General features: G+C 53.6%; 19 protein-coding genes. 15 read left to right on the top strand and 4 right to left on the bottom strand.

All coding sequences use genetic code 11. From position 1 onward, the window contains the following. Positions 1-38: 38 nt before the first annotated feature. The 3 genes from ACLQ8T_RS16475 to ACLQ8T_RS16465 are packed head-to-tail and all read left to right on the top strand — an operon-like array spanning position 39 to position 3,440. Positions 39-746: a hypothetical protein gene (locus ACLQ8T_RS16475; RefSeq protein WP_413456499.1), complete on the top strand. Its 708-nt coding sequence runs from the start codon at positions 39-41 to the stop codon at positions 744-746. Further along, complete coding sequence (locus ACLQ8T_RS16470) at positions 743-2,590, top strand: isocitrate/isopropylmalate family dehydrogenase (RefSeq protein ID WP_413456498.1); 1,848 nt, start codon at positions 743-745, stop codon at positions 2,588-2,590. The genes ACLQ8T_RS16475 and ACLQ8T_RS16470 overlap by 4 nt, the downstream gene beginning before the upstream one ends. Next, positions 2,577-3,440: a DUF6282 family protein gene (locus ACLQ8T_RS16465; protein ID WP_413456497.1), complete on the top strand. Its 864-nt coding sequence runs from the start codon at positions 2,577-2,579 to the stop codon at positions 3,438-3,440. Before ACLQ8T_RS16470 ends, ACLQ8T_RS16465 begins: the two co-directional genes overlap by 14 nt. Positions 3,441-3,507: 67 nt before the next feature. On the opposite strand, the gene ACLQ8T_RS16460 is transcribed toward ACLQ8T_RS16465, so the two are convergent. Beyond that, positions 3,508-3,792, bottom strand: coding sequence for a helicase associated domain-containing protein (locus ACLQ8T_RS16460; protein ID WP_413456496.1), 285 nt, complete (start codon positions 3,790-3,792; stop codon positions 3,508-3,510). 35 nt (positions 3,793-3,827) lie between these two features. Next, entirely contained in the window at positions 3,828-4,094 is a 267-nt protein-coding gene (locus ACLQ8T_RS16455; protein WP_413456495.1) for a hypothetical protein, read from the bottom strand. A 472-nt stretch (positions 4,095-4,566) separates the two neighbouring features. On the opposite strand from ACLQ8T_RS16455, the gene ACLQ8T_RS16450 reads away from it, so the two are divergent. Beyond that, positions 4,567-4,944, top strand: a complete 378-nt coding sequence (locus ACLQ8T_RS16450; RefSeq protein WP_413456494.1) for a VOC family protein — start codon at positions 4,567-4,569, stop codon at positions 4,942-4,944. Positions 4,945-4,999: 55 nt separating this feature from the next. On the opposite strand, the gene ACLQ8T_RS16445 is transcribed toward ACLQ8T_RS16450, so the two are convergent. Both ACLQ8T_RS16445 and ACLQ8T_RS16440 read right to left on the bottom strand, forming a co-directional pair. Next, on the bottom strand, positions 5,000-5,980 hold the full coding sequence (locus ACLQ8T_RS16445; protein WP_413456493.1) for a hypothetical protein: 981 nt from the start codon (positions 5,978-5,980) through the stop codon (positions 5,000-5,002). A gap of 805 nt (positions 5,981-6,785) precedes the next feature. Continuing rightward, a complete protein-coding gene (locus ACLQ8T_RS16440) occupies positions 6,786-7,685 on the bottom strand; it encodes a zinc-binding dehydrogenase (protein ID WP_166650835.1) in 900 nt (299 codons plus the stop codon). Positions 7,686-7,820: 135 nt separating this feature from the next. Here ACLQ8T_RS16440 and ACLQ8T_RS16435 point away from each other — a divergent pair, with 135 nt between their 5' ends. From ACLQ8T_RS16435 to ACLQ8T_RS16385, 11 genes are all read left to right on the top strand, one after another. Next, entirely contained in the window at positions 7,821-8,426 is a 606-nt protein-coding gene (locus ACLQ8T_RS16435; protein WP_413456492.1) for a TetR/AcrR family transcriptional regulator, read from the top strand. A 154-nt stretch (positions 8,427-8,580) separates the two neighbouring features. Then, positions 8,581-9,324, top strand: a complete 744-nt coding sequence (locus ACLQ8T_RS16430; protein ID WP_413456491.1) for a GNAT family N-acetyltransferase — start codon at positions 8,581-8,583, stop codon at positions 9,322-9,324. Beyond that, positions 9,321-10,691 (top strand): FAD-binding protein, encoded by a 1,371-nt coding sequence (locus ACLQ8T_RS16425; RefSeq protein ID WP_413456490.1) that lies wholly within the window; start codon positions 9,321-9,323, stop codon positions 10,689-10,691. The genes ACLQ8T_RS16430 and ACLQ8T_RS16425 overlap by 4 nt, the downstream gene beginning before the upstream one ends. A gap of 108 nt (positions 10,692-10,799) precedes the next feature. After that, complete coding sequence (locus ACLQ8T_RS16420) at positions 10,800-11,993, top strand: acyl-CoA dehydrogenase family protein (protein ID WP_413456489.1); 1,194 nt, start codon at positions 10,800-10,802, stop codon at positions 11,991-11,993. Between the two features lie 11 nt (positions 11,994-12,004). Next, on the top strand, positions 12,005-12,496 hold the full coding sequence (locus ACLQ8T_RS16415; protein WP_413456488.1) for a cupin domain-containing protein: 492 nt from the start codon (positions 12,005-12,007) through the stop codon (positions 12,494-12,496). A 79-nt stretch (positions 12,497-12,575) separates the two neighbouring features. Then, positions 12,576-13,355, top strand: coding sequence for an SDR family NAD(P)-dependent oxidoreductase (locus tag ACLQ8T_RS16410; RefSeq protein ID WP_413456487.1), 780 nt, complete (start codon positions 12,576-12,578; stop codon positions 13,353-13,355). 100 nt (positions 13,356-13,455) lie between these two features. Continuing rightward, positions 13,456-14,628, top strand: a complete 1,173-nt coding sequence (locus ACLQ8T_RS16405) for an MFS transporter (protein WP_133834610.1) — start codon at positions 13,456-13,458, stop codon at positions 14,626-14,628. 153 nt (positions 14,629-14,781) lie between these two features. Further along, on the top strand, positions 14,782-15,924 hold the full coding sequence (locus ACLQ8T_RS16400; protein WP_413456486.1) for an acyltransferase family protein: 1,143 nt from the start codon (positions 14,782-14,784) through the stop codon (positions 15,922-15,924). Between the two features lie 714 nt (positions 15,925-16,638). Continuing rightward, positions 16,639-17,157, top strand: a complete 519-nt coding sequence (locus tag ACLQ8T_RS16395) for a hypothetical protein (protein WP_413456485.1) — start codon at positions 16,639-16,641, stop codon at positions 17,155-17,157. 730 nt (positions 17,158-17,887) lie between these two features. Then, the gene (locus ACLQ8T_RS16390) at positions 17,888-18,715 is read left to right on the top strand and encodes a hypothetical protein (protein WP_413456484.1); all 828 of its coding nucleotides are present in this window, start codon (positions 17,888-17,890) and stop codon (positions 18,713-18,715) included. A 412-nt stretch (positions 18,716-19,127) separates the two neighbouring features. After that, a complete protein-coding gene (locus tag ACLQ8T_RS16385) occupies positions 19,128-19,490 on the top strand; it encodes a hypothetical protein (RefSeq protein ID WP_413456483.1) in 363 nt (120 codons plus the stop codon). The last annotated feature ends 251 nt before the right edge of the window (positions 19,491-19,741 follow it).

Here is a 19,741-nt window from a genome sequence, read left to right as displayed (position 1 = left end):
CGATCCAAACCGCAAGGTATGAGCCTAGGACACTGTCTGTGGGCAAGAAAGCGCTGATCTTTGCCCCCGTGATTCCCACCTGGGACGAAGGAAGATTCTTTCTTCCCATCATCAACGAACTGACCAGCCTCGGGTATTCAGTGACAGTAGTAGATTCGCTGTCCTTACTGCACCCACATGCGAATAAGTTCATGGACTTTGTCGAACGGTGGAGAACCGAACTCGAAAGATTCGAAGAGTTCGATCTATACGCAGGTAATGCACTTGGCGGCGCTTTGCTCCAAGGACTCTTGCCCTCCTTGAATCCCACTGCACAAGTTCTTCTCGTTTCTGCTCCAACAATTGCCGACGAGCAACTCGAAAGTCGACTGGAAGATATCGCGAATCTTGCCGCCACCGGCCAGACTTCAGCGGCACTAGAACTTCTGAATCATCGAGTCCAAGCATCGAATACCAGCACCAAAAACACCGGAATCGAAGTGGCCTGTGACGAACGGATCAACTCACGACTTTCAGCAGGGCTACGACTTCTCCATGGTCTCGATGTCAGCGATCACATCGCGAGTCACCGCGGCACCATCTTGAGTTTCACAGGCGCCTGCTCGCAATTAGTAGGTCGCCAGCATTTGACCGATTCCAATCACCACCACATTCACGAAATACCTGACTCAGGGATGCGACCCCACAGCGACCAACCTGAAAAGGTCCGGGCCGTGATCAGAGAATTCCTGAAAGGAAACGCATGAGCTTTACACGAGAAGCAAACGAACCATCAAGTTCACCACTTGCGCAACACGAACCAAAAACTGTGGCAGTCCTCCCTGGAGATGGCATCGGCCCAGAAGTTACTGACGCTGCAATCGAAGTGGTTGAGCAATTAGGCCTGCCCATCAACTTCACCTATGGAGACGTGGGATGGGAATTTTGGAAGAGCGAAGGCACCCCAGTACCTGACCGGACCTGGGACCTCATTTCCAGCTCAGACGCATGCTTACTCGGTGCAATCACCAGTAAACCGCTACGAGAAGCAGAAGAAGAGCTTATCCCTGAACTTCGCGGCACAGGACTGAAATTCAAATCCCCGGTCTTGCAGCTTCGGCAAAAACTAGGACTCTACGCGAACGTCCGCCCCATTACAGACCTCATTGACAACAAGTTCGACTTCACCGTGATCCGCGAGAACACGGAAGGACTCTACGCTGGCTTCGATTACCACGGGCTGCCCCAATCCCTCTGGGAAGTAGTGCAAAACCACCCGAACGCAGCCGCATCCGGAGCGGAGAACACGAGCGTATCCCTCCGACTGCAGACGCAACAAGGAATTGACCGGCTCCTCCGGTTTGGCTTTGAATATGCCACCAAGCATGGCCATGAACTGCTGAGCTTGGCAGACAAGCCAAACGTCCTCAGGAACAGCAGCAACTATCTGCGTGAACGCCTGGAGCTTATCGGACGTGAATATCCACAGATCCAGACCGAGATCCTCAACGTCGATGCGTTGGCTCTTTGGATGGTTCGCCGTCCCGAACGATTCCAGACAATCATTGCCGAGAACATGTTCGGAGACATCCTGTCTGATTTAGGCGCCGGCGTGATGGGTGGCCTTGGCCTGGCCCCAAGCGGAAACATCGGCGATCACGGCAGCTACTTCGAACCAGTGCACGGTAGCGCCCCATCTATGGCAGGAAAAAACAAAGCCAACCCCATGGCCATGATTCTCGCCATTGCGCAGATGCTCGATCACTTGAACTACTCCATCCCCGGCGAACAGCTCATCGACGCCAGCCGCACAGTCTTGAAAGAGAAGAAAACATTGACCTACGACCTCGGAGGAACCGCCTCCACCACAGGCACCGCCAAGGCCGTATCGAACGCTCTGAACAGCTCCACTGCCGCCCCCGGCAGCGAGCATGAGAAGAACATCATCGCGCTTGTCGAAGTCTTCAAAACACTGGACACTGCATCGGTCGCAGATGCTCTCGACAGCTTGGGGATTACCGGTGTCCTACCAGGACTCCACGCACGAGTCCCAGGAACGCACGCCGCGGGAATCGCCTACACCGTTCAATACCAGGAAATTCGCGAATCAAACCAAGAATTCAGGAACGCAGCGAACTACCTTGATGAGGTACCTGAAGGGTCCTTTGTAATCGTAGATAATGCAGGGAGCACCACCTGCACGACCTGGGGCTCACTGCTCATGACTGTTGCACAGTCCCGCAACCTCGCCGGCACCGCCGTCTACGGATCGGCACGTGACATCGCCGAAAACCGTGAAGCAGGCTACCCCCTGTTCAGCAGCGCAGTCACCATGGTCAGCGGCAAAAACAGGGTCGAACTCAAAGATACTCAGGTCCCTGTCACGATCGAGGGAACCCACGTCCGCCCAGGCGACATCATCGTTGCAGACGACAACGGGGTACTCGCAGTACCACTGGAACACGCGCGCGAGGTCGCCGAGCGTGCTGCACGAGTCGATGAAACCGAACAGCGAATCGCCAATGGAGTAAAGAACGGTCTCCGCCTCGATGAAGCACGCGAAAAGTTCGGATACGCCAAACCATGGGAACTTAGCGGTGCCCGAGGGTAACCCGGACCTGTCGCTCATTGATATTCATTTCCATGCCGGTCCTGACATTTACCGTCGCAAGTACACCACACGAGAAGCAGCAAAACGCTTCGCGGATATCAATGGATGGGCCGTCATCAAAAGCCACCTCGGTTCTACCGCTGCGCAAACCTGGGAAGCCCGACAAGAGGGCTTACCAGTATCGGGCGCTGTGGTTCTCAACGAATTGGCAGGAGGCTTGAAACCTCAAACGGTAGAACAGTCACTCTTCGCACACGGTGAAGATACCCCAGCTCGACTCATGGTGTACTTACCTACCCTTGGAATAACCAACCACAAATCAAAACTGCACAGAGAAACGTTCCACTCAAGAATCAACCTTGACCAACAAAATTCTCAACCACTTTTTGATCCCAACGGCCACCCGAGCAACGCCCTAAAAAGGACTCTAAGTTCCATGGGTGGAGCACCGGTCGTGCTGGCAACAGGTCACTGCAACCGAGAAGACAGCCACCGCGTCATTGAAGAAGCCTTGTCCGCAGGTATTGAAAAGATCGTCCTCACCCACGCAACTCATCCAATGTCAGGATTTAGCGTTGAGGACATTGCGGACCTCGCTCAAGAAGAGAGTGTCTATATTGAGCTCACAGCACTAACTCTTCAGCAAAGGCACCAAGAGATACAGCACATGGCGGACCTTCTTGCCGCGAATCCTCGACTGATACTCAGTTCAGATTTCGGTCAGGAAGACAAACCATCGCCGGGCGAGTACAGGAGACTATCTCGAAGCTGGGCCAATGATCTTGAAATCTCTGAAGCAGGCTATCAACAGATGACATTAAAAAATCCCAGAGAGCTACTAGGACTATGAGAATGATGGCTCGTTGCCGAATAATTTGGCAACGAGCCATCATTTTCGGCATCTAACAGCTCTGGAGCTACCTGCGGCTACGCCAACCAGGCGCCACAGCGTTCAAAGCTTCAAGCCGCCAAGCCACAAGGCTTCCTTGGGACCGGCGTTGATGCTGGTTATGCAGCCAAACGCCTAGCCGATGCTCAAGCTCGGAAGAATAATTCTTGTATCTGGGCATCTGACCGTGAGCATCAACGAAGTTGGTCAGTTCTTGAAGATGGGATTGCCATAACTGATCGAGCTGCAACTGATGCGTGTTCTGATCCCAGCCAGACAGTGCTTCGAGCAGCACCTTTTTTGAAAGCGGCATGTCCCATGCTCGTGTGTACGCCGCTGCTGGCACACCTACAAGTACAGCGATTGCTCTGTTGGATCTTCGCTGGCTGCGGGCAACCGACCGTGAGCTCTATAAAAGGTGATGGCCGCCTCCAGCCAGTTGCGCCACTTAGTGGTCGCGAAATTCGGACTGCGTTGGGCAAGCGCCGCTTCATGCTGTGCGCGAAGACCTGGCGAGTACTTCTCCCTGACCTGCAGGTGCAGATGCACGGTGCTGTAGATCTGGTGGCACCAGGTGGAGATCTCACGCACGGTAAGTCCTGCCGCGTACATCATGTCCCATTCAGGATGCCTTGAAAAGTCCCACCCAACCATGGAACTACGCTACGTCTTTCGTATTGAACATCCTAGGGATTTCGCATGACGCGCATAAAAGTAGGGATGCATCGCTGGTGCAAAGCATCCCTACATTGGTCGCATCCAGAACACCTTAAGGTAGTAAATATCCAGATACTATTGCTTGGCATCTTGGGGGACTGCCAAGCAACTGATTCATGCGCCATCTTGGGGGAATGCGCATAAATCATGAGATGAAACCGGAAATTACGGCAATCAACTCACAGCTTCTACCGTTTCATATCTGAGTTAGTTGGTGCAACTATTGGCAGTGAACCTGAAGCGTTTCGGATCTTTGATTCGTCACCTCAAGCCTATGCTTCTTATTCTCGGTGTGGCAGAGTAAAGGCTCTTGAAGAGATAACGGAAGAGCTGGACTGTAGCCGCCCGCTTGGAAGAGGAGGGAGCAACCATGAGATTTCGCCATTTGACCATTGACTGCGCTGATCCCTATCTTCTTGCGACCTTTTGGAGCCGTATGACCGGCTGGCCAGTCTCCGACATTGATGCGCCTGGGGATCCAGAAGTTTTGGTAAAGGCTCCTCATCCTCTGCCTGGGCTACTGTTAATCCATGTGCCGGAAGGAAAAATAGTCAAGAAGCGAGTGCACATCGATTGGCAGCCCACAGAACGTTACCGAGACGCAGAAGTAGAAAGAGCCATCCAATTGGGTGCATCGATCTATGAGGACCACCGCTCCTCTGATGGGCGAGGGTGGGTTACTCTGCGAGACCCAGAAGGTAACGAATTCTGCATCGAGAGAAGCGAAGCTGAGCTGCCCCAGTCGTAGCTCGGCTACATATCAACGAGGGGATGTTTTCAGGAAAGCGAATGCGGCATCCAAGCTAATTCCCCTGAACTTCTCGTAGGAGCCTCTGAACTTCTTCTTCAACTGGAAAGCCATCTGGCGCGCTGTGCACAACCCAAGCGACGTGAGGGAGCCCTTTGGGATCTATCAGGCCATGTTGAGTCAAAGTAACGAACCCATTCAGCCGCTCGGGCTCAATCAGCCTGTGCCTGGATAGCGAAAACAGATCAGGACCACGGTCTTGGTAAGCGAGGTCCTGCGGTCTTTCAAGCCACGGATTAATCAGATACACAGAATGACCTGGAAGCTCTTCTCGATAGAATCCTTGTTCAGGATTATCAGACTTTTGCTTCAGGTCTAGATAGAGCTCTAGAGCAGAAGTGCTTAAAAGCTTCAGGCACTCCGAAAGGTGTGAATCTTCGCAAGAAGTGCTCTCGAAAACTCGGCGAAGCTTGCGTTCCTGTTTCTGCGATTCAAGCATCCTCTCATCGCGTTCACGGTCGTTTCTCTGCACTAGTTCATCCCAGTAACTACGCCAACAACTTCCGCAATAACCACTCGGAGAACAGATCGCGTCTACTGCTTCTCTGCGACTATGAATCCGAACCGGCTCATTACACCTTGGACAACGTAAACCCTTGAACGTCACAGGTCGCTCTCTACAAATTGCATTGAGCTCCTTTCGAGACACGTTAAGCGGTGTCATGAAATCTTTCTGCCGACTCTCCACCCAACGGATAGTTTGTCCATCATCATCGAAAGATTGAATAGCCCAATAGCGTCGATAAGCTTCAACGTGCGAATGCGGCGCAGTCATGAAACCTGAGCTATCCGAAAAGATCATATAATCACGGTCCACAGCATCATGAGTGGTGCCGTCGTTAGAACGTGCATGATCTTCCACATTCTTAGCAGCGAATTTCGTTATTGGTTGAGGCTCTGCGACAGTCCCCCGTTGGAGAGTCCTGATCTCAGTAAATAGACCGACGCCAAGAAACTCATCATCTGCTGCACTCATTTATGACTCCTTCACGCAAATTGGACCTGCCATTCAATAATCTCCCGTCTGATGCAGATCTTCATGAAGATTGGGGTGTTATCGAACAAGCACTCGGTTGGTTTTTGCTGTCTGGTGGGGACATACCGTGCGTAGCCGCTTGGCGCCATCCTGAAGGCCTTCTTGCTGCTGCGTGCTGTTTGGGTTCTTGTGGGCTAAGTAATCTGGTGCGTTGAAGCTGCTGTGCGCGTCTAGTTTGGGCGGGCGCACATTCTTGGTTGTTGAACCGCTCGCCAGTTGCTGAGTTTCTCGCCAGTTGCGGTGACGATGGAAGGGGTTGTTTGGGGTCCGGTCTGAGGCCCGGCGTCCCTGGGTCCGGCTGGCGGTATGTCCCCATTTTGGGGTGCAGGCTGCTAGCAATGCTGGCCAGCGCGATGGGTCAGGCCGTATGGTCCGGGTAACGCCCCCTTATTCAGTCGGTTTCGGATTCATGGGGTTGCTGATTGTGGTGGGTTGGGGTGGTTGAGCGGACCTTGCCGGACATGGCTGCTGCTTCTGTTGGTTTCTTCAACTTGCAGGTTCGTTCCGGGGTATTTGACCCCGGGTTGTGTGTTGGGCCGGGGGCGGTTGTTTGCCGTGCACGGCAGCTCAAGTAACGAGCGGTGTGTATGAACCGACGACCGTGTAGCCGACAGGAATTTTAGTGCTCATGATGCTCACGGTCCCTGCAGGATGCTGCATGCCCCGCTTGGTCAGGGCAGTATTGGAGATCAGCGCTTCGCCGGGGATTTGTGTGCTTGAGAATGCTGGCGTGCTCCGTTGAGTATTAGTTGACGTGGAACACGCTTTTTCCCATGCCCATGAGTTGAGAAGCTGGTTCGTCAATTAACCGGACCCAGCTACCGCCGTCGGAAGCTGTGAGTCGTATTTTCTCTTCTGAAACGAGTGTGAGTAAGTCTGATAAGTCATTTCCAAGAGGTGTGGGGACGTCGAGACTGTGCATGCTGGCTTTTCGTTTGATGAGCTGAGAAGTGTCGAGGGTTGTCTTTTCACCGCCTGCAGCACCAACGAGCAGGACGCGGCCTCTTCGCGCCAGGTGTTCGGTCAGAAGCGATAGTGGTGTGCCTCCGACAGTGTCAATGATGGCGTCAAACTCAGCGGAGGGATTGATGTCTTCTACAGAGGTGAAATTGATGTTCCAGTTTGCTGATTTTGTGTGTGCTGCTGAGGCGGAAATGGGGTCTCTGGTTACGACTGTGACGATGGCGCCGAGACTTGCTGCTAGTTGGGTTGCCAGATGCCCGACACCGCCAGTTCCGCCCACTATGGCTAGCCGTGTGCCTTTGACTATTTGGGCTGTTTTTACTGCATGTAGGGCGGATACTCCAGCTGCGGGAAGTGCTGCCGCGGCATAAGGGTCGATATTCCCGGCAACGACTGCCAGATCATGGCGTGAGACGACCCGTTGTTGTGCCCAGGCTCCTGAATAGCCCCACGTGGTCACGGTGGAACCGACCGGAGGGCCCTGTCCATCAGAGCTTGTTTCAATAACAGTGCCGAATGCGTCCCAGCCAGCAACTTGACCTGAGCGCCAAGGTAGAGAAGTCTCTCCTCGGTTGAGGGATATAAGGGTAACTTCCACGAGTACTGCATCTGGGGTTTCGCGTGTGGGTTCAGGGATGGTCGCTAACTCGAGTCCATCGGCTGCGAGAACAAGTGCCTTCAAAGTAAAACCTCTTCCGGGTGACAGGACGCATGACATGTGTCCTAAGTGAACGATAGGTGGGGTCTTGAGGAGTGTGACGCCTGGAGATGAACCTTATATTGGATATTGTAGTCCAAAACATGATACGCTCCTCCCATGGCTAGACCGCGCTCTTTTGACACCACTGCCGCCCTTGATGCTGCTATCAAGGAGTTTCGTATCAACGGTTTTGAGGAAACATCGACCGACCAATTGTGTGAAGCTGCAGGCGTTCGTCGCAGCAGTCTTTACAACGCGTTCGTGTCGAAAGACGAGCTTTTCATTCAAGCACTAGAACGCTACACGGAGGTTATGGCTGAAGCGCATGCGACAGTTCTGACTGACGTTAACCTCGATGGAGGGACCCGGCTTCGTCGGGTCGTGGAGATGGCTGTGGATGAAGAGCGTGCAGCGTTTTCGGGGGGGCGCGCGGCAGGCTGCATGATCGTGCAATCCTACATGTCCCCAACTCTTCGCGCGCGGGACGGGCGCATCCAAGATATCTTGGATCGCGACCTTGAGCGGCGCCTAGAGTGCATGGTCCATGCGGCAACGATCGGCCAATCGGATGGCAGTGTTACCTCGGGGATGTCGCCAGGAGATGTGGCAATGCTGGTGATTACCGCTATATCTGGAATGAGGGTAACGGCAGGAGCAGGAGCTGAGCCTGATCTAATTGAGCGTGTGGCCAAGGCCAGCCTGGATTCCGTACTAATTCACTAATTTTCTGATCATCACACCTTTTCAAAACTGTACTTTCATTCTGTATTTTCAAGTACAGAATGAAAGTACTGCCCTGTCCAAAACCAACAGCTCCACAACGACCTTTCGAAGCTGTCAGGGCAAATTAGGAAAACTCACCTAGGGAGGAAACAAGATGGCTCTAGATCACCGAGCCCTTGAGTATCGCATCGAGCCCAATGTTCGGATTGTGACAATGGGCGACTGCCAGGAGGTGGAACGGCTGATTGGCGAAGGGTGGACACATCTGGGCAACTCGCGATGGGCAGCTCCATCAGAAGGTCAGCAGATAAGCCAGCAACCTAAGATGTTTTTCCCGGTCCTGAAAGACGGTTGTATCCGCGGCCAGGGGCTTGTGCTCACGCACCCACGAGTCACTGATTGCATTGACTTATGCGCGAATGAAATGGACGAAGGAACACGCCAGCACGCGCTCTTCCCCGCTGCATCAGACGCGACGATTCAAACTCTTGTTGCAGAAGCTTACCTAGGCTGGAGACTTGGGGATACATCGCTCCTCATCGCTCGCACTGAGATGGACGGTCCACCCGTCGCGAAGCTGTCCATGCGTCGACTCGTCCCACCAGGAGTTCTTGACGTCGGATATGCCACGATGCCAAATCATCGTGGGCAGGGCTATGCCGCGCGTGCGCTCAAAGTATTTACCAACTGGGCCTTTGAATCTGCAGGAATTCAAAGGATTGAGCTTGGAATCAAACCAGCAAATTCCGCTTCTGTACGCACTGCAATTAAAGCTGGATACTCTTTGGAATCGGTTCGTCGGGCACGTTTGATCACCCCGGATGCAACCTTTGACGATGAACACTCATATGTCGCGATCAAATCAGACCGTAACCGTGAGTGGGGGCAGTCCGCATGAACCGCCTCCAAGGAATGAACGTCAGCGAGTTTCCTGCAGTTCAACCAGGAACAGTCTTCGAGCCAGAAAATGTCGCCGCAGTCCAAGAACTGCTCAAAGCACACAACGCGAGCATCAACCTCCCGCTACGCGTCGTCTCCAGCGGATATAACTGGGGACTCGGTTCAGCATCGAGCCCCACACCAAATACTGATCTTGTACATCTACATCGACTCAACAAGATCAGGATCATTGACCTTGAGCGAGGATTCGCCGTTGTAGAAGCTGGCGTTACACAGGATCAGCTCAGTGCTGAGCTTCAAGGAACATCACGTTTTCTCAACTGCACTGCCTCCTCGGGCCAAACTTCAATTGTTGGAAACATGATGGATCGCGGAGTCGGCCTTCACGGCCAACGAACGCACGATCTACTAGGAGTTGAAGTCGTTCTACCTGATGGCACCGCTGGCACAGTTGGGTGGTGGCCTAACGTGGGATCGCTCGCGGCGAATCGTTGGGGACTGGGCCCTTCGTCGCTTCACCTATTTACACAATCAAACTTTGCGGTAGTCACCGCCGCGACCATTAGCCTTCGACCACGTCCTTCCCGCCGCGAGATCGTGACCTTCACCGTCGACCCCGGAACAATGGAAACGGTAGTCGACCAACTACGCACCCTAGTTGGAGACGGAATTCTCAGCGGCGTCACAAAGATCTACGACGAAGAATCAAGTTCACTTTACGGAGCCCGTGAAGCAAGGATTGCCATTCACGCGTGCATTGATGGTCCTGAGCAGATCGCACAAGCCAAAATCTCAGAACTTTGGCGGCGCCTCGGAAGCATCCAACCACAACGAGTGCCGGCCTCAAAAGTCAATGATGACCCGCTCATGTCCGCTGTCATCAGCTTGTACGACGGTGACACCAGCAATAGCGAAACCATCGTACGCAACGCACTCAACGCATCAACACAAGGCGCCGATAAACACGGGACCGGCTGGATCTTCGCTTTGCCCTTCCTGCCCATGCATGGTCGAGATGTCGTCAAAGCTATCGAAATTGTCCGACAAAGCATCGTCGGAACAAACGTAAGAGCCGGAACTACCGTGAACGTACTTGACCACGACACCGTGGACCTGGTCGTAGCGCTCTCATTCCAGCGTGACGAGACCGGTTCCAATGACGCCCACCAAGTATTTGACCGGATGGTTTCCAAGCTCGTCGACTCAGGATACGTACCCTACCGAGTTGATACAGGGCACACCAGAGAAGACTATGCCGATCAAGGCCGGAGCATTGACGCTCTCCTTGCACAAAGGATTAGTCGAGTGATTGACCCGACCCGAGTTTTTGCAAGTAATCGTTACGTTACCGCCGGAGCAGAATAACGAACCGGCTCAAACCGCCACCAACCTTTGAGCTGGGGCATACAGAAGTGCCTGCAACACCACTAAGAACTAGGTCCACCCTGTAGGGCCAACAAGACAGGAGAGCAGATGTTGCAAACAATGCTGCAACAGCAAGACGATTACTTCTTTGCCGAAGAGGATCGCGTATGGGAAGTCCTGGAATGGGTCCAGGAACACCGTCTAGAACTGCAAGACCACGGCGTGAAAGCCCGACAAGGCGGACGCTTGCCTGACAGCTGCGTAGAACTACTGCGCACCGGCGGACTCTTCGACCTCGCGCTCAGCACGGAACAAGGCGGCCGCGGACTAACCTCGGCAGCCCAAGCGCGAGTCTTAGAAGAGCTAGGCACGATCGACGGCAGTTTAGCCTGGTGCGTGATGATTGGCATGGACTCAGGAATCTACCGAGGCTTCCTACCATCCTCCGTGAGCGAAGAAGTGTTCCCCACATCCGGACTGATTAGTGCCGGCTGGATTCACCCTCAAGGTACGGCCGTCGATCTCGGAAACGGGACTTGCCAAGTAAACGGTCGCTGGCAATTCGGCTCAGGCATCGACCATGCTGACGTGTTGCTCGGGGGAGTTCGATACTTCGCCCACGACTCCAGCGAATGGACCTGGCGCATTGCAGTACTCGACAAACAATCAGTCAAGGTTGAGCAGACTTGGGACACTTGGGGGCTCCAAGGATCAGGTAGTCAGCATTACAGCGCAGAGGGTCTCATCATCCCTACCGAGAGAACCTTTTCCCTGCACGAACCGAAACTCGACGGCCCAATGCATCGTCCCCACGATGCCATTCTGCGCAAAATGGCAGGAATCCCTCTCGGTGTAGCTGTGGGCGGACTCAGCGCAGTTGTCGCCGGTGTCCAGAAGAAAGTCGCAGCTCTCCTCAAAGAGGGCGAGAAACCAAACGATCGCGTTCTACATTCCATCGGAAATCTCACCGCTGACCTACTGTCACTACGAGCAAGTGTCTACAGCAGCTTGGCAACAGCCTGGGACGTGTATCAGCAAAACCCTCACACCCAAGCTGATCAAGGCTCGATCCTCGTAGCCTCTGCAGCCATTCGTCAGCGCGCATTCCAGGGATCACGAGATCTGGTCATGAAAGCAGGTGACTTGCTCGGCGCCCAGGCGGTTTACGTCGCCGCCGGCGATCTCGGCGCTCGCTTAAGTGACCTGCACGTGATGTGCCAGCATGCCGTAGCCCAACAATCACTACTAGAACTTGCAGGGAACCGCATTCTTGGCGGAAAAACTGCAGGACCATTCCTGTAGGAAAGACCAAAATGAACCAGAGAAAACAAACCAACCCCGACACGCCCAAAGCGCAAATTCTCAGATTCGCAGAAGCCGAACAAGTTTGGCTAAGCAGCGATGTCTACACCCTGACAGTCCCCGGTGAAGCGACAGGTGGAGCCATCTCCCTCACAGACGCGTGGGTACCACCTGGTGGGGGCCCACCACCGCACATCCATGTTGATGCCTTGGAAATCATCACAGTCCTGGACGGTTCCGTCACTCTTTACCTCAACGAAGAAGGCCAAGAAGTTCACACGGGCGATGTTGCTGTGATTCCCGCCGGAACCGTCCACAGGTTCTACAACCACACAGCGACACCAGCTCACTTGCAGTTTCTCTTCACCCCATCAGGCACCGAACAGTTCTTCAAAGAAGCCGGAACCAAGGCTGAACCTGCACTACCGATCCCAGTCGCTACCGAAGCAGACAACCTCCGAGCCGCTGAGGTCGGACTGCGTCACGGATTGCAACCCGCCTAACCACAATGGTGGTGCAACACGTAAAGAACACCACGGCATCGACCATTGAAAACCCAAGTGCAAACGGAGAAAAAGTACATTGACCATCGAGTCTGCACAACAGACAACTAAAACTTCGAAACGGAAGACGGCCCTAATCACTGGAGGTAGCCGAGGGATCGGCGCAGCCATCGCCCAGCAATTCGCTAACTCTGGATACGAAGTAGCCTTCACATACCGCAGCAACCAAGAAGCCGCACAAGAAACGGCACGACGCATCACCGCCGAAACCAACTTGCCAACTTCCGCCATACATTTAGACCTCGAACAAGAACAAACGATCGCCCCAGCAATCCAGCAGGCCGTGGACATCCTGGGTGGAAAGATTGACGTCCTGGTCAACAACGCAGGATACGCCGACATGAGCACGCCAGACTTCCTGTCGATATCTCCCGAAACGCTTAAACGCACGATCACCACCAACGTCATCGGACCATTTCTGGTTACACAAGCAGCTGCACCACACATCAGTCCCAAGGGATCAGTCGTAAACATCGGCAGCTGCCTCGGAAATCGAGTGCCCAGCAGAGGACTCACCTCTTATGCCACCAGCAAAGCTGCCATCACTGGATTCACCCGTGGACTCGCAAGAGACCTGGGAGAACTCGGAATCCGCGTCAACGAAATTGCGCCCGGATCAATCGATACAGAAATGAACCCTGCAGACGGACCAGCCTCAGACTACCAACGCTCCACTACGGTCTTTGGAGAATATGGTGTTCCGGACGACGTTGCACGTGCTGCAGTATTCATCGCCAGCGAAGAAGCTTCCTACATCACTGGAGCGACACTTGCTGTCGACGGCGGAACGAACGCCTGATCCAGAACAACAACGATTACGCATACCCAATTTCTGGATAATGTAATCCAAAATTGTTCGAACAACCAACAAGTTCCAAGCTCTCAAGGAAGAAACTCCTATGAAAAAGCACCTCTACTTGCTCATGGTCACCATCATGGTGACCGTCATGAGCGAACTCCAAGTCGCCGGCATGATGCCAGCCATGTCCGAAGACCTTGGAGTATCAACAGGCCAGATCGGCATGCTCGTCTCCATGTTCGCAGCAGGCATGGCCGTCGGCGGACCCCTCTTTGCCTACTTCCTACGACACAGCCCACCCAAAGGCGCCCTACTAACCATCGTGGCCCTTTACGCAGTCATGCAGGTACTCGTTCCCCTAGTCGATGAATACTGGTGGGTCGCCATGGTACGCATCGTCACCGGAGCACTAGCTGGCGCATCATTCGGCCTATCCGTCACCTACGCCGCCCTCCTCGCCCCAAGCCCGCAGAAAATCGGAGAATCGATCTCAATCGTGCTCGGCGGCATCATGGTCGGCACCGTCCTAGGGCTGCCACTATCGCATTTCATCGCAGACCGCTGGGGCTGGCAGTCCAGCTTCTACGTCCTAGGCATCCTCACCTTTGCACTCTTCGTCGCAAGCCTCGCCGTCCTACCTAAACGCGAAGCCCCAGCACAGGAAGCAGCTGCACAAGATCTACGAAACCTGCGAATGCCACGACTCTGGGCACGATACCTGGTCAGCCTGCTTACCGTTGGTGCTGCCTACGCTTCCTTCTCATACTTCACGCCATTGCTAGAGACCAGCGCAGGATTCAGCACAAACGCCACCACCATCATCCTTCTTGCCTACGGTGTGTGCTCATACATCGGCAACATGATCGTCGGGAAATTCGCAGACAAGCACGCCATCGCAGTTCTCCGGATCGGCCACGCCCTGCTATTCATCGCGCTCGCCGCGCTTGCCGCATTCGGATACGTCCAGCCGGTCGTTCTGATTATGGTGATCGTCGTTGGCTTCGTCGGAGTCACGATGAACCCGGCTCTGGTAACTCGTGTGGCAGAAGTTGGTGGTGCAGGCACGATGGTCAGCACTATCCACACTGCCGTAATTTCGGCAGGTGTCACGCTGGGCTCAGCGGTCAGCGCTGTGACCATTGGAATGTTTGGCGATGACCCGGCCATCGCAATGTGGACAGGGGCCGTGCTCGTCGTCCTTGCTGCACTGGTGTTGGCGGCGCAGACTCGAACCAAGAAACAAGAGCTGGTCGAAGCCGTTATGGCGGAATAGCTCAAACCACGGCGTGAGCGCCATCGACAATCTTGCAACTCAAAACATATTGAAAGGCCAGTGTCTGCACTGGCCTTTCAATATGGCATGTCTCATCAAGCTGGCCATTCTCCAGCATCGCACCTTCACAAATGAATAGAGCAACGAAATCTCATGCAACCCCCTAGCCCAGTGGACGCACCACGTCTGCAGATGCTGACTGTTCTCAGGTTCCCCGCGGCCCTTGTGGTTTTCATCTTCCACGTGACTCTCCCTCAGATCGGTTTGCTCTCATCTGAGGTCGAATCCCATTCGACCTTACGCTGGGTAGCAGACCCAGCTGGCGGCTTGGGAGTGACTTTCTTCTTTATCCTCAGTGGTTTTGTGATCAGTTGGTCCCATAAACCCGGTGATGGAGTTCGTAGTTTTTGGCGGCGCCGTTTCGTCAAAATCCTGCCGTTGTACTGGCTCTCCGGGATCCTGGCCGTCATGATTAACCAAGATCGGTTACATCTGCTTCCCGGATATCTGGTCATGAGTGAAGCGTGGTTCACACACCCAGCAACCGCGCTTGGGCTCAACGCACCTGGATGGTCACTATGCGTCGAGGCCTTCTTCTATGCTCTTTTCCCGCTTTTCATCGCACCTTTGATGTATAGATGTAGAACTCGGATGAGGGCAACTGTGTTGGCCGTTGGAGCACTGATTGCGATCGCTGGCATCGTGCTGCTTGCAACCTATTTCAATACTGGAGTAGCGATGCCATTAGATCCGAACGTCAAGAGCTTCGGTTACTGGATTGCCTATGTATCTCCGCTATTTCGACTTCCAGAGTTTGTGCTCGGAGGCTGCCTTGCAATAGCCGTCAGATCAGGGTGGATCAAAAGAGCTCCAATTCTTCCAGCACTCGTTTGTCTGATCTGTGCATACGTTCTTTGCTTGTATGCACCGACGTTGTGGTCACATCGGGCCATATTGGTGATCCCGAGCGCGTGGCTGATACTTTCCGCTTCACTAAGCCGCACCTATGCGCGTGGAACTGATGCGCCTCGCTGGCTGATGCTTTTAGGGGAACTGTCCTTCGGGTTCTATTTGGTGCATTACCCAGTACTCGAATTGGTCGCCAAATGGTCGAAGTCATCTGACGGTCTGAATGGCAATTCCGAAATCATTACCCTAGCGCTGACCGCATTCGTGATCGCTGTAGCTGTTGCATGGATTTTGTATTTCTTGATTGAACGGCCTCTTGTTGAAGCATTCGGCCGCCGTGAAACGCTTGATTCGTCAGTTTCTCGTAGGCCGATGGCAACAAAGTGAGGGATCAGCTGCAGACACCCAGGCTCTGGTGAGCACTATGAAATCAGCGCTACCTCGAAAGGAACGATAAATAATCAAGATTTTCTATCTGAAAATTTAACGTGAGGCACCCGGCTTATATATCGATAAGTGTGCTCTGTCTGCCATTATTTAAATGAATTGAAAATAAGTTAGGTGAACAAGTTTGTGAGAAAAGCTAGGGTAACTCATTACGGCCAGTGGCCGACACGACCTCTAAGCGAGACTCTCAGTGAAATAATGACAGTTTCGATCGTAATATTAGTGCTCTCTTTTGCGGCGATCCAATGTACGCTTCCCGTGGGTAGTGGGTTGGATGAATTTCATCGAGTTGTACGTGCTCTCGGGGATTCGATACTAGAAGAGATTGGATGGGTTTGCGGATTCTACCTAACGATCCTGTTGGGTTTCTTTGTAGTGAGTGTCACTGGACAAATTAGAGGGACTGGCGATAGGGCATGGCAAACAAGTAGGACCTTAGGCGTATTTTCTACTTTAATTATCGCGTGTACGTTCCCTGCAATTGTACTTTCCTCAGTCGCCTCAGTCGGAGAAGCGGATAAGGCGGCTAAAATGCTAGTCGTTATACCTGCTTATACTGCTTTGATCTTATTGTCGATAGCGCTAGGTAACTATGCAGTTAACGATCCAAGAGTACAATTGAAGCTAGCGCGAACGAAGCTAAGTAAAGCACAAGTGAACCTTGAAATTTTTCGTAGTAGATCACGGTTTGCTGCGTGGAAGGTATTTTTACTACCTCCTCTAGCATTGAGCTTTGTCTTAGCCTCATTAACCATGGTATTTTATCACCCAGTGTCCTTTTCTGCGGCCCTAGGAATTTACGCATTTTACGCAGTAATCGGTGGATTCTGTGCTGTGACCAATTTTCACACCGTTATATCCTGGATGATGAAAACTTCCGTCTGGGATAAGTTGCTGGCCTTAGTTCTCCTATTGTTTTACCTAGCCGCGCTTGCCGCGATTGGTGTAGGGCTGGCGTATGTTTCTGCTCCCTTAGTGGGAATCACTTGCAGTCTCACGGGTTTGCTGCCGGCATTCGCTATTTTCCTTTCCAGAAAGAAAGAAACTTCGTGGATACGCGACTGGAACTCTCGGGCTGCCGTGGCTAATTACATTTATCGAAAATCTGAAGTCGAAAAGAGATGGGCGGAACTTCAGATCGAGCATATTGAATGTGAGCGGGCTGGAACCTGACCTTTGTTTACCTCGCGGCTTAGGACCGGCTTCAGTGACAGCTGGATGCTTTGATGCGTGGTGGCCAGCCGTTTATTGCGCACTCATCGCGACATCTCATTGAAGCCCGCCGGAGCTAGAACGGGACCACCTGGTTTCATCTTGAGCAGTGCTGCAGGCCGCTGGGGGACATACCACCGGGGCGGGCTGCCTGCAGCGCGGCCGCCGGCACCTTCCGCGGAGACGGGAATCCTCTTTGGAGCAGTTCATCCTCGGCGCGGCCGTGGGCGGTATGTCCTCGGCTTCCTTTAACGGATGCTCTCGGAAAGGCCGGACCAGGCTGCTACAGGGGCTGGCTGCGCTCCTTTAGGCAGTATGGCCCAAAACTGCCGCTTGGCTACGGTGCCTCACGCATCTGTACTCCAAAGGTTTTCCAACACGGAGTACGCAGCACCATGCATCACCGTGTTGCATACGTAGGGGATTAGGGTGCTCGCTGTGCATCGCTCTAATCGCTATTTGACGATGTTTTCAGCCGTCAGCTTTGGGCAATTCAACAGGTGCTGAGCTCGCCACGGATTTGCTCTAGTTGGCTACCTTGTCAGGAAAGTTGGTCCCACTAGTGGGTGTTCTGTATCTGGAATCCGGTCTGACCCCGAGCAGGCGTTTACACTGGCTAGTTACCTTTCTGACTATCTTTCCTGTTTTACGTCTAGTCTGGACTTGAGCGGGTTGGATAAGGAGTAGTCAGATGGATGTTGCGATGACCTCCTCGGGTCCAATAACTATTGAGAAACTCCGTACTCTCGATGCGGTACCTGAAATGTGGTGCCCAGGAGAAACAATGCAAGGAGTTCCTTGCGAAGGACGCGCATGGAGCGCATCGATGGATAGTAAGGTGCAGGCTGCTCATTTCAGAGCCACCCACATTCCTGGGTGTCTAGATCATCCGCACAGTGCAGGTAGTCGTATTGGGGATCAAGGGCATACGCATGTGGTTGCAGCTCGGGAAAATGCTTGGAAGATCAGGTTATCTGCCGTAGTTAGACAAGATATTTCTGAAAATGGAAGATGGCGCCCTGATCCTCAAAACCCAGGAACACGGACACGTATTTTAAGCGTGACGGATCAGCTCGCCCGTTCAGAGCATCCGGAGTGTTCCTTGCACCGGTTGCTGGTGGATTTGGTGGCTGGCACTTGCCCACCTGATATGCGTCTACAGGTCGAATACCAAAAGCCAGTGCCGTTAGCCGATCTGGTTGTGAAGATTGATGAGACGAGACAGTCTGATTGGAATGGGCAACGCAGAATTGTTTGGGGAAAGATCAGAGAATATAAGCTCACGCGTTATGGCGGGAACATGCTGAAGCTAGAAAACGCAGGAGACCAGCTAGCAATCCTGCTACCTCAAAAGACTTTAGAGCGGATGAAGGAAACTGAGCCAAAGAAACTCGTTGGGCGTTATGTGATCGCATACGGTCAATTCCCGTCACCTCCGGTTTCTGACTGGCCATACGTCAAAGTCGAAGCAAAAGAGCACATTGATTTCATGCCACGTCGACGCCACCGTAGCGTTTAGTAGTTCCGTCTAACAATGGTTTATTCGCAATGCGGTCCTCGGACGAGCTCACCCTTGGCCACTGGTGGTACGACCCCGGGATCCTCCAACCGCCGGCCCCGACGGCCACGGAAACCCCTCGACACCCTGGGCCCCGTCCCACTGGAGGTACGTCCTGCCATGACAACCACTGCACTTTGTTCTGTGGGCGCTCGCCGTGTATTCCTCTGCCTTATTTGCAGTCAGCGTTCAAGTAAGTGGTGGCTTGTGGGCCGACCGGGCCATCACGTGGCCGCCTGGCAAAGGGGAGGGGCCGGTGCCTTTCTGCAGCGAAGCCGCGTCTTTCCTGCAGGCGGGACGTCTCTCAGCACCGCGCGCCATGTGCCCGCCCTGAAAACGCCTTGCTGGCTAGTACGTTTAATTGCTCGCTGGGGTGAGTGAATCATGGCAAACTGAACCCATGATTGTGCCACCTGAGGATTCAATCCGCGAGTATCCTGAAGGACGATATCCGTATGTTGAGGTGACACTGCCGTGGGAGCAGTTGTTGCACGCCAGGATCAAAGCATGGGCCGGGGATCTCATTCTGATCGAGTATCCTCCGCTATCCGCAACCGGGACCTTTGAAGGAGACCCGGAACAGTGCTGGATCAACAAGAGCGCAGCGCGTCGTGTGCGTCGAGCAGATGCCCTATTGGCACACACGGATGACGACATTAAATGGCATGCAGACCAGGACAAGACGATCGACTACCGGGCAGACCCGTGGCTGGTCTACAAGAAACCCAGCGCTTAGAATCACCACATGGCAGGTCTAGTTATCCGTTGACTAGGTTTTATTCTGAATCCCACTTGACGGGTTGCCGCCACCGTGAGGTAAGGGAAACCCCAGCGATGATCACCACCCTGCTTGGCCTTCGGTAGCGCTCGCCGTGGGCCTGCTCCCTGGATCAGACACCGCGTGGCCGTGATGTCTTCACTATGGATCGACCCAAGCTCAGGCATGGCCCTAGACTGCGGGCGGCATGATGCGCTGCCAGGCTCGGT

It is taken from the genome of Glutamicibacter sp. FR1, from assembly GCF_047300825.1.
In the GTDB taxonomy this organism is placed as follows: Bacteria; Actinomycetota; Actinomycetes; order Actinomycetales; family Micrococcaceae; genus Glutamicibacter; species Glutamicibacter nicotianae.
This window is presented reverse-complemented; position numbering and strand designations above follow the sequence as displayed.

What these genes read in the sequence shown, in the direction of transcription:
- ACLQ8T_RS16405 (WP_133834610.1), top strand. Translation starts at nt 13,456, where the DNA reads ATGAAAAAGCACCTCTACTTGCTCATGGTCACCATCATGGTGACCGTC.
- ACLQ8T_RS16415 (WP_413456488.1), top strand. Translation starts at nt 12,005, where the DNA reads ATGAACCAGAGAAAACAAACCAACCCCGACACGCCCAAAGCGCAAATT.
- ACLQ8T_RS16425 (WP_413456490.1), top strand. Translation starts at nt 9,321, where the DNA reads ATGAACCGCCTCCAAGGAATGAACGTCAGCGAGTTTCCTGCAGTTCAA.
- ACLQ8T_RS16430 (WP_413456491.1), top strand. Translation starts at nt 8,581, where the DNA reads ATGGCTCTAGATCACCGAGCCCTTGAGTATCGCATCGAGCCCAATGTT.
- ACLQ8T_RS16455 (WP_413456495.1), bottom strand. Translation starts at nt 4,094, where the DNA reads ATGATGTACGCGGCAGGACTTACCGTGCGTGAGATCTCCACCTGGTGC.
- ACLQ8T_RS16400 (WP_413456486.1), top strand. Translation starts at nt 14,782, where the DNA reads ATGCAACCCCCTAGCCCAGTGGACGCACCACGTCTGCAGATGCTGACT.
- ACLQ8T_RS16460 (WP_413456496.1), bottom strand. Translation starts at nt 3,792, where the DNA reads ATGCCGCTTTCAAAAAAGGTGCTGCTCGAAGCACTGTCTGGCTGGGAT.
- ACLQ8T_RS16470 (WP_413456498.1), top strand. Translation starts at nt 743, where the DNA reads ATGAGCTTTACACGAGAAGCAAACGAACCATCAAGTTCACCACTTGCG.
- ACLQ8T_RS16450 (WP_413456494.1), top strand. Translation starts at nt 4,567, where the DNA reads ATGAGATTTCGCCATTTGACCATTGACTGCGCTGATCCCTATCTTCTT.
- ACLQ8T_RS16390 (WP_413456484.1), top strand. Translation starts at nt 17,888, where the DNA reads ATGGATGTTGCGATGACCTCCTCGGGTCCAATAACTATTGAGAAACTC.
- ACLQ8T_RS16420 (WP_413456489.1), top strand. Translation starts at nt 10,800, where the DNA reads ATGTTGCAAACAATGCTGCAACAGCAAGACGATTACTTCTTTGCCGAA.
- ACLQ8T_RS16435 (WP_413456492.1), top strand. Translation starts at nt 7,821, where the DNA reads ATGGCTAGACCGCGCTCTTTTGACACCACTGCCGCCCTTGATGCTGCT.
- ACLQ8T_RS16445 (WP_413456493.1), bottom strand. Translation starts at nt 5,980, where the DNA reads ATGAGTGCAGCAGATGATGAGTTTCTTGGCGTCGGTCTATTTACTGAG.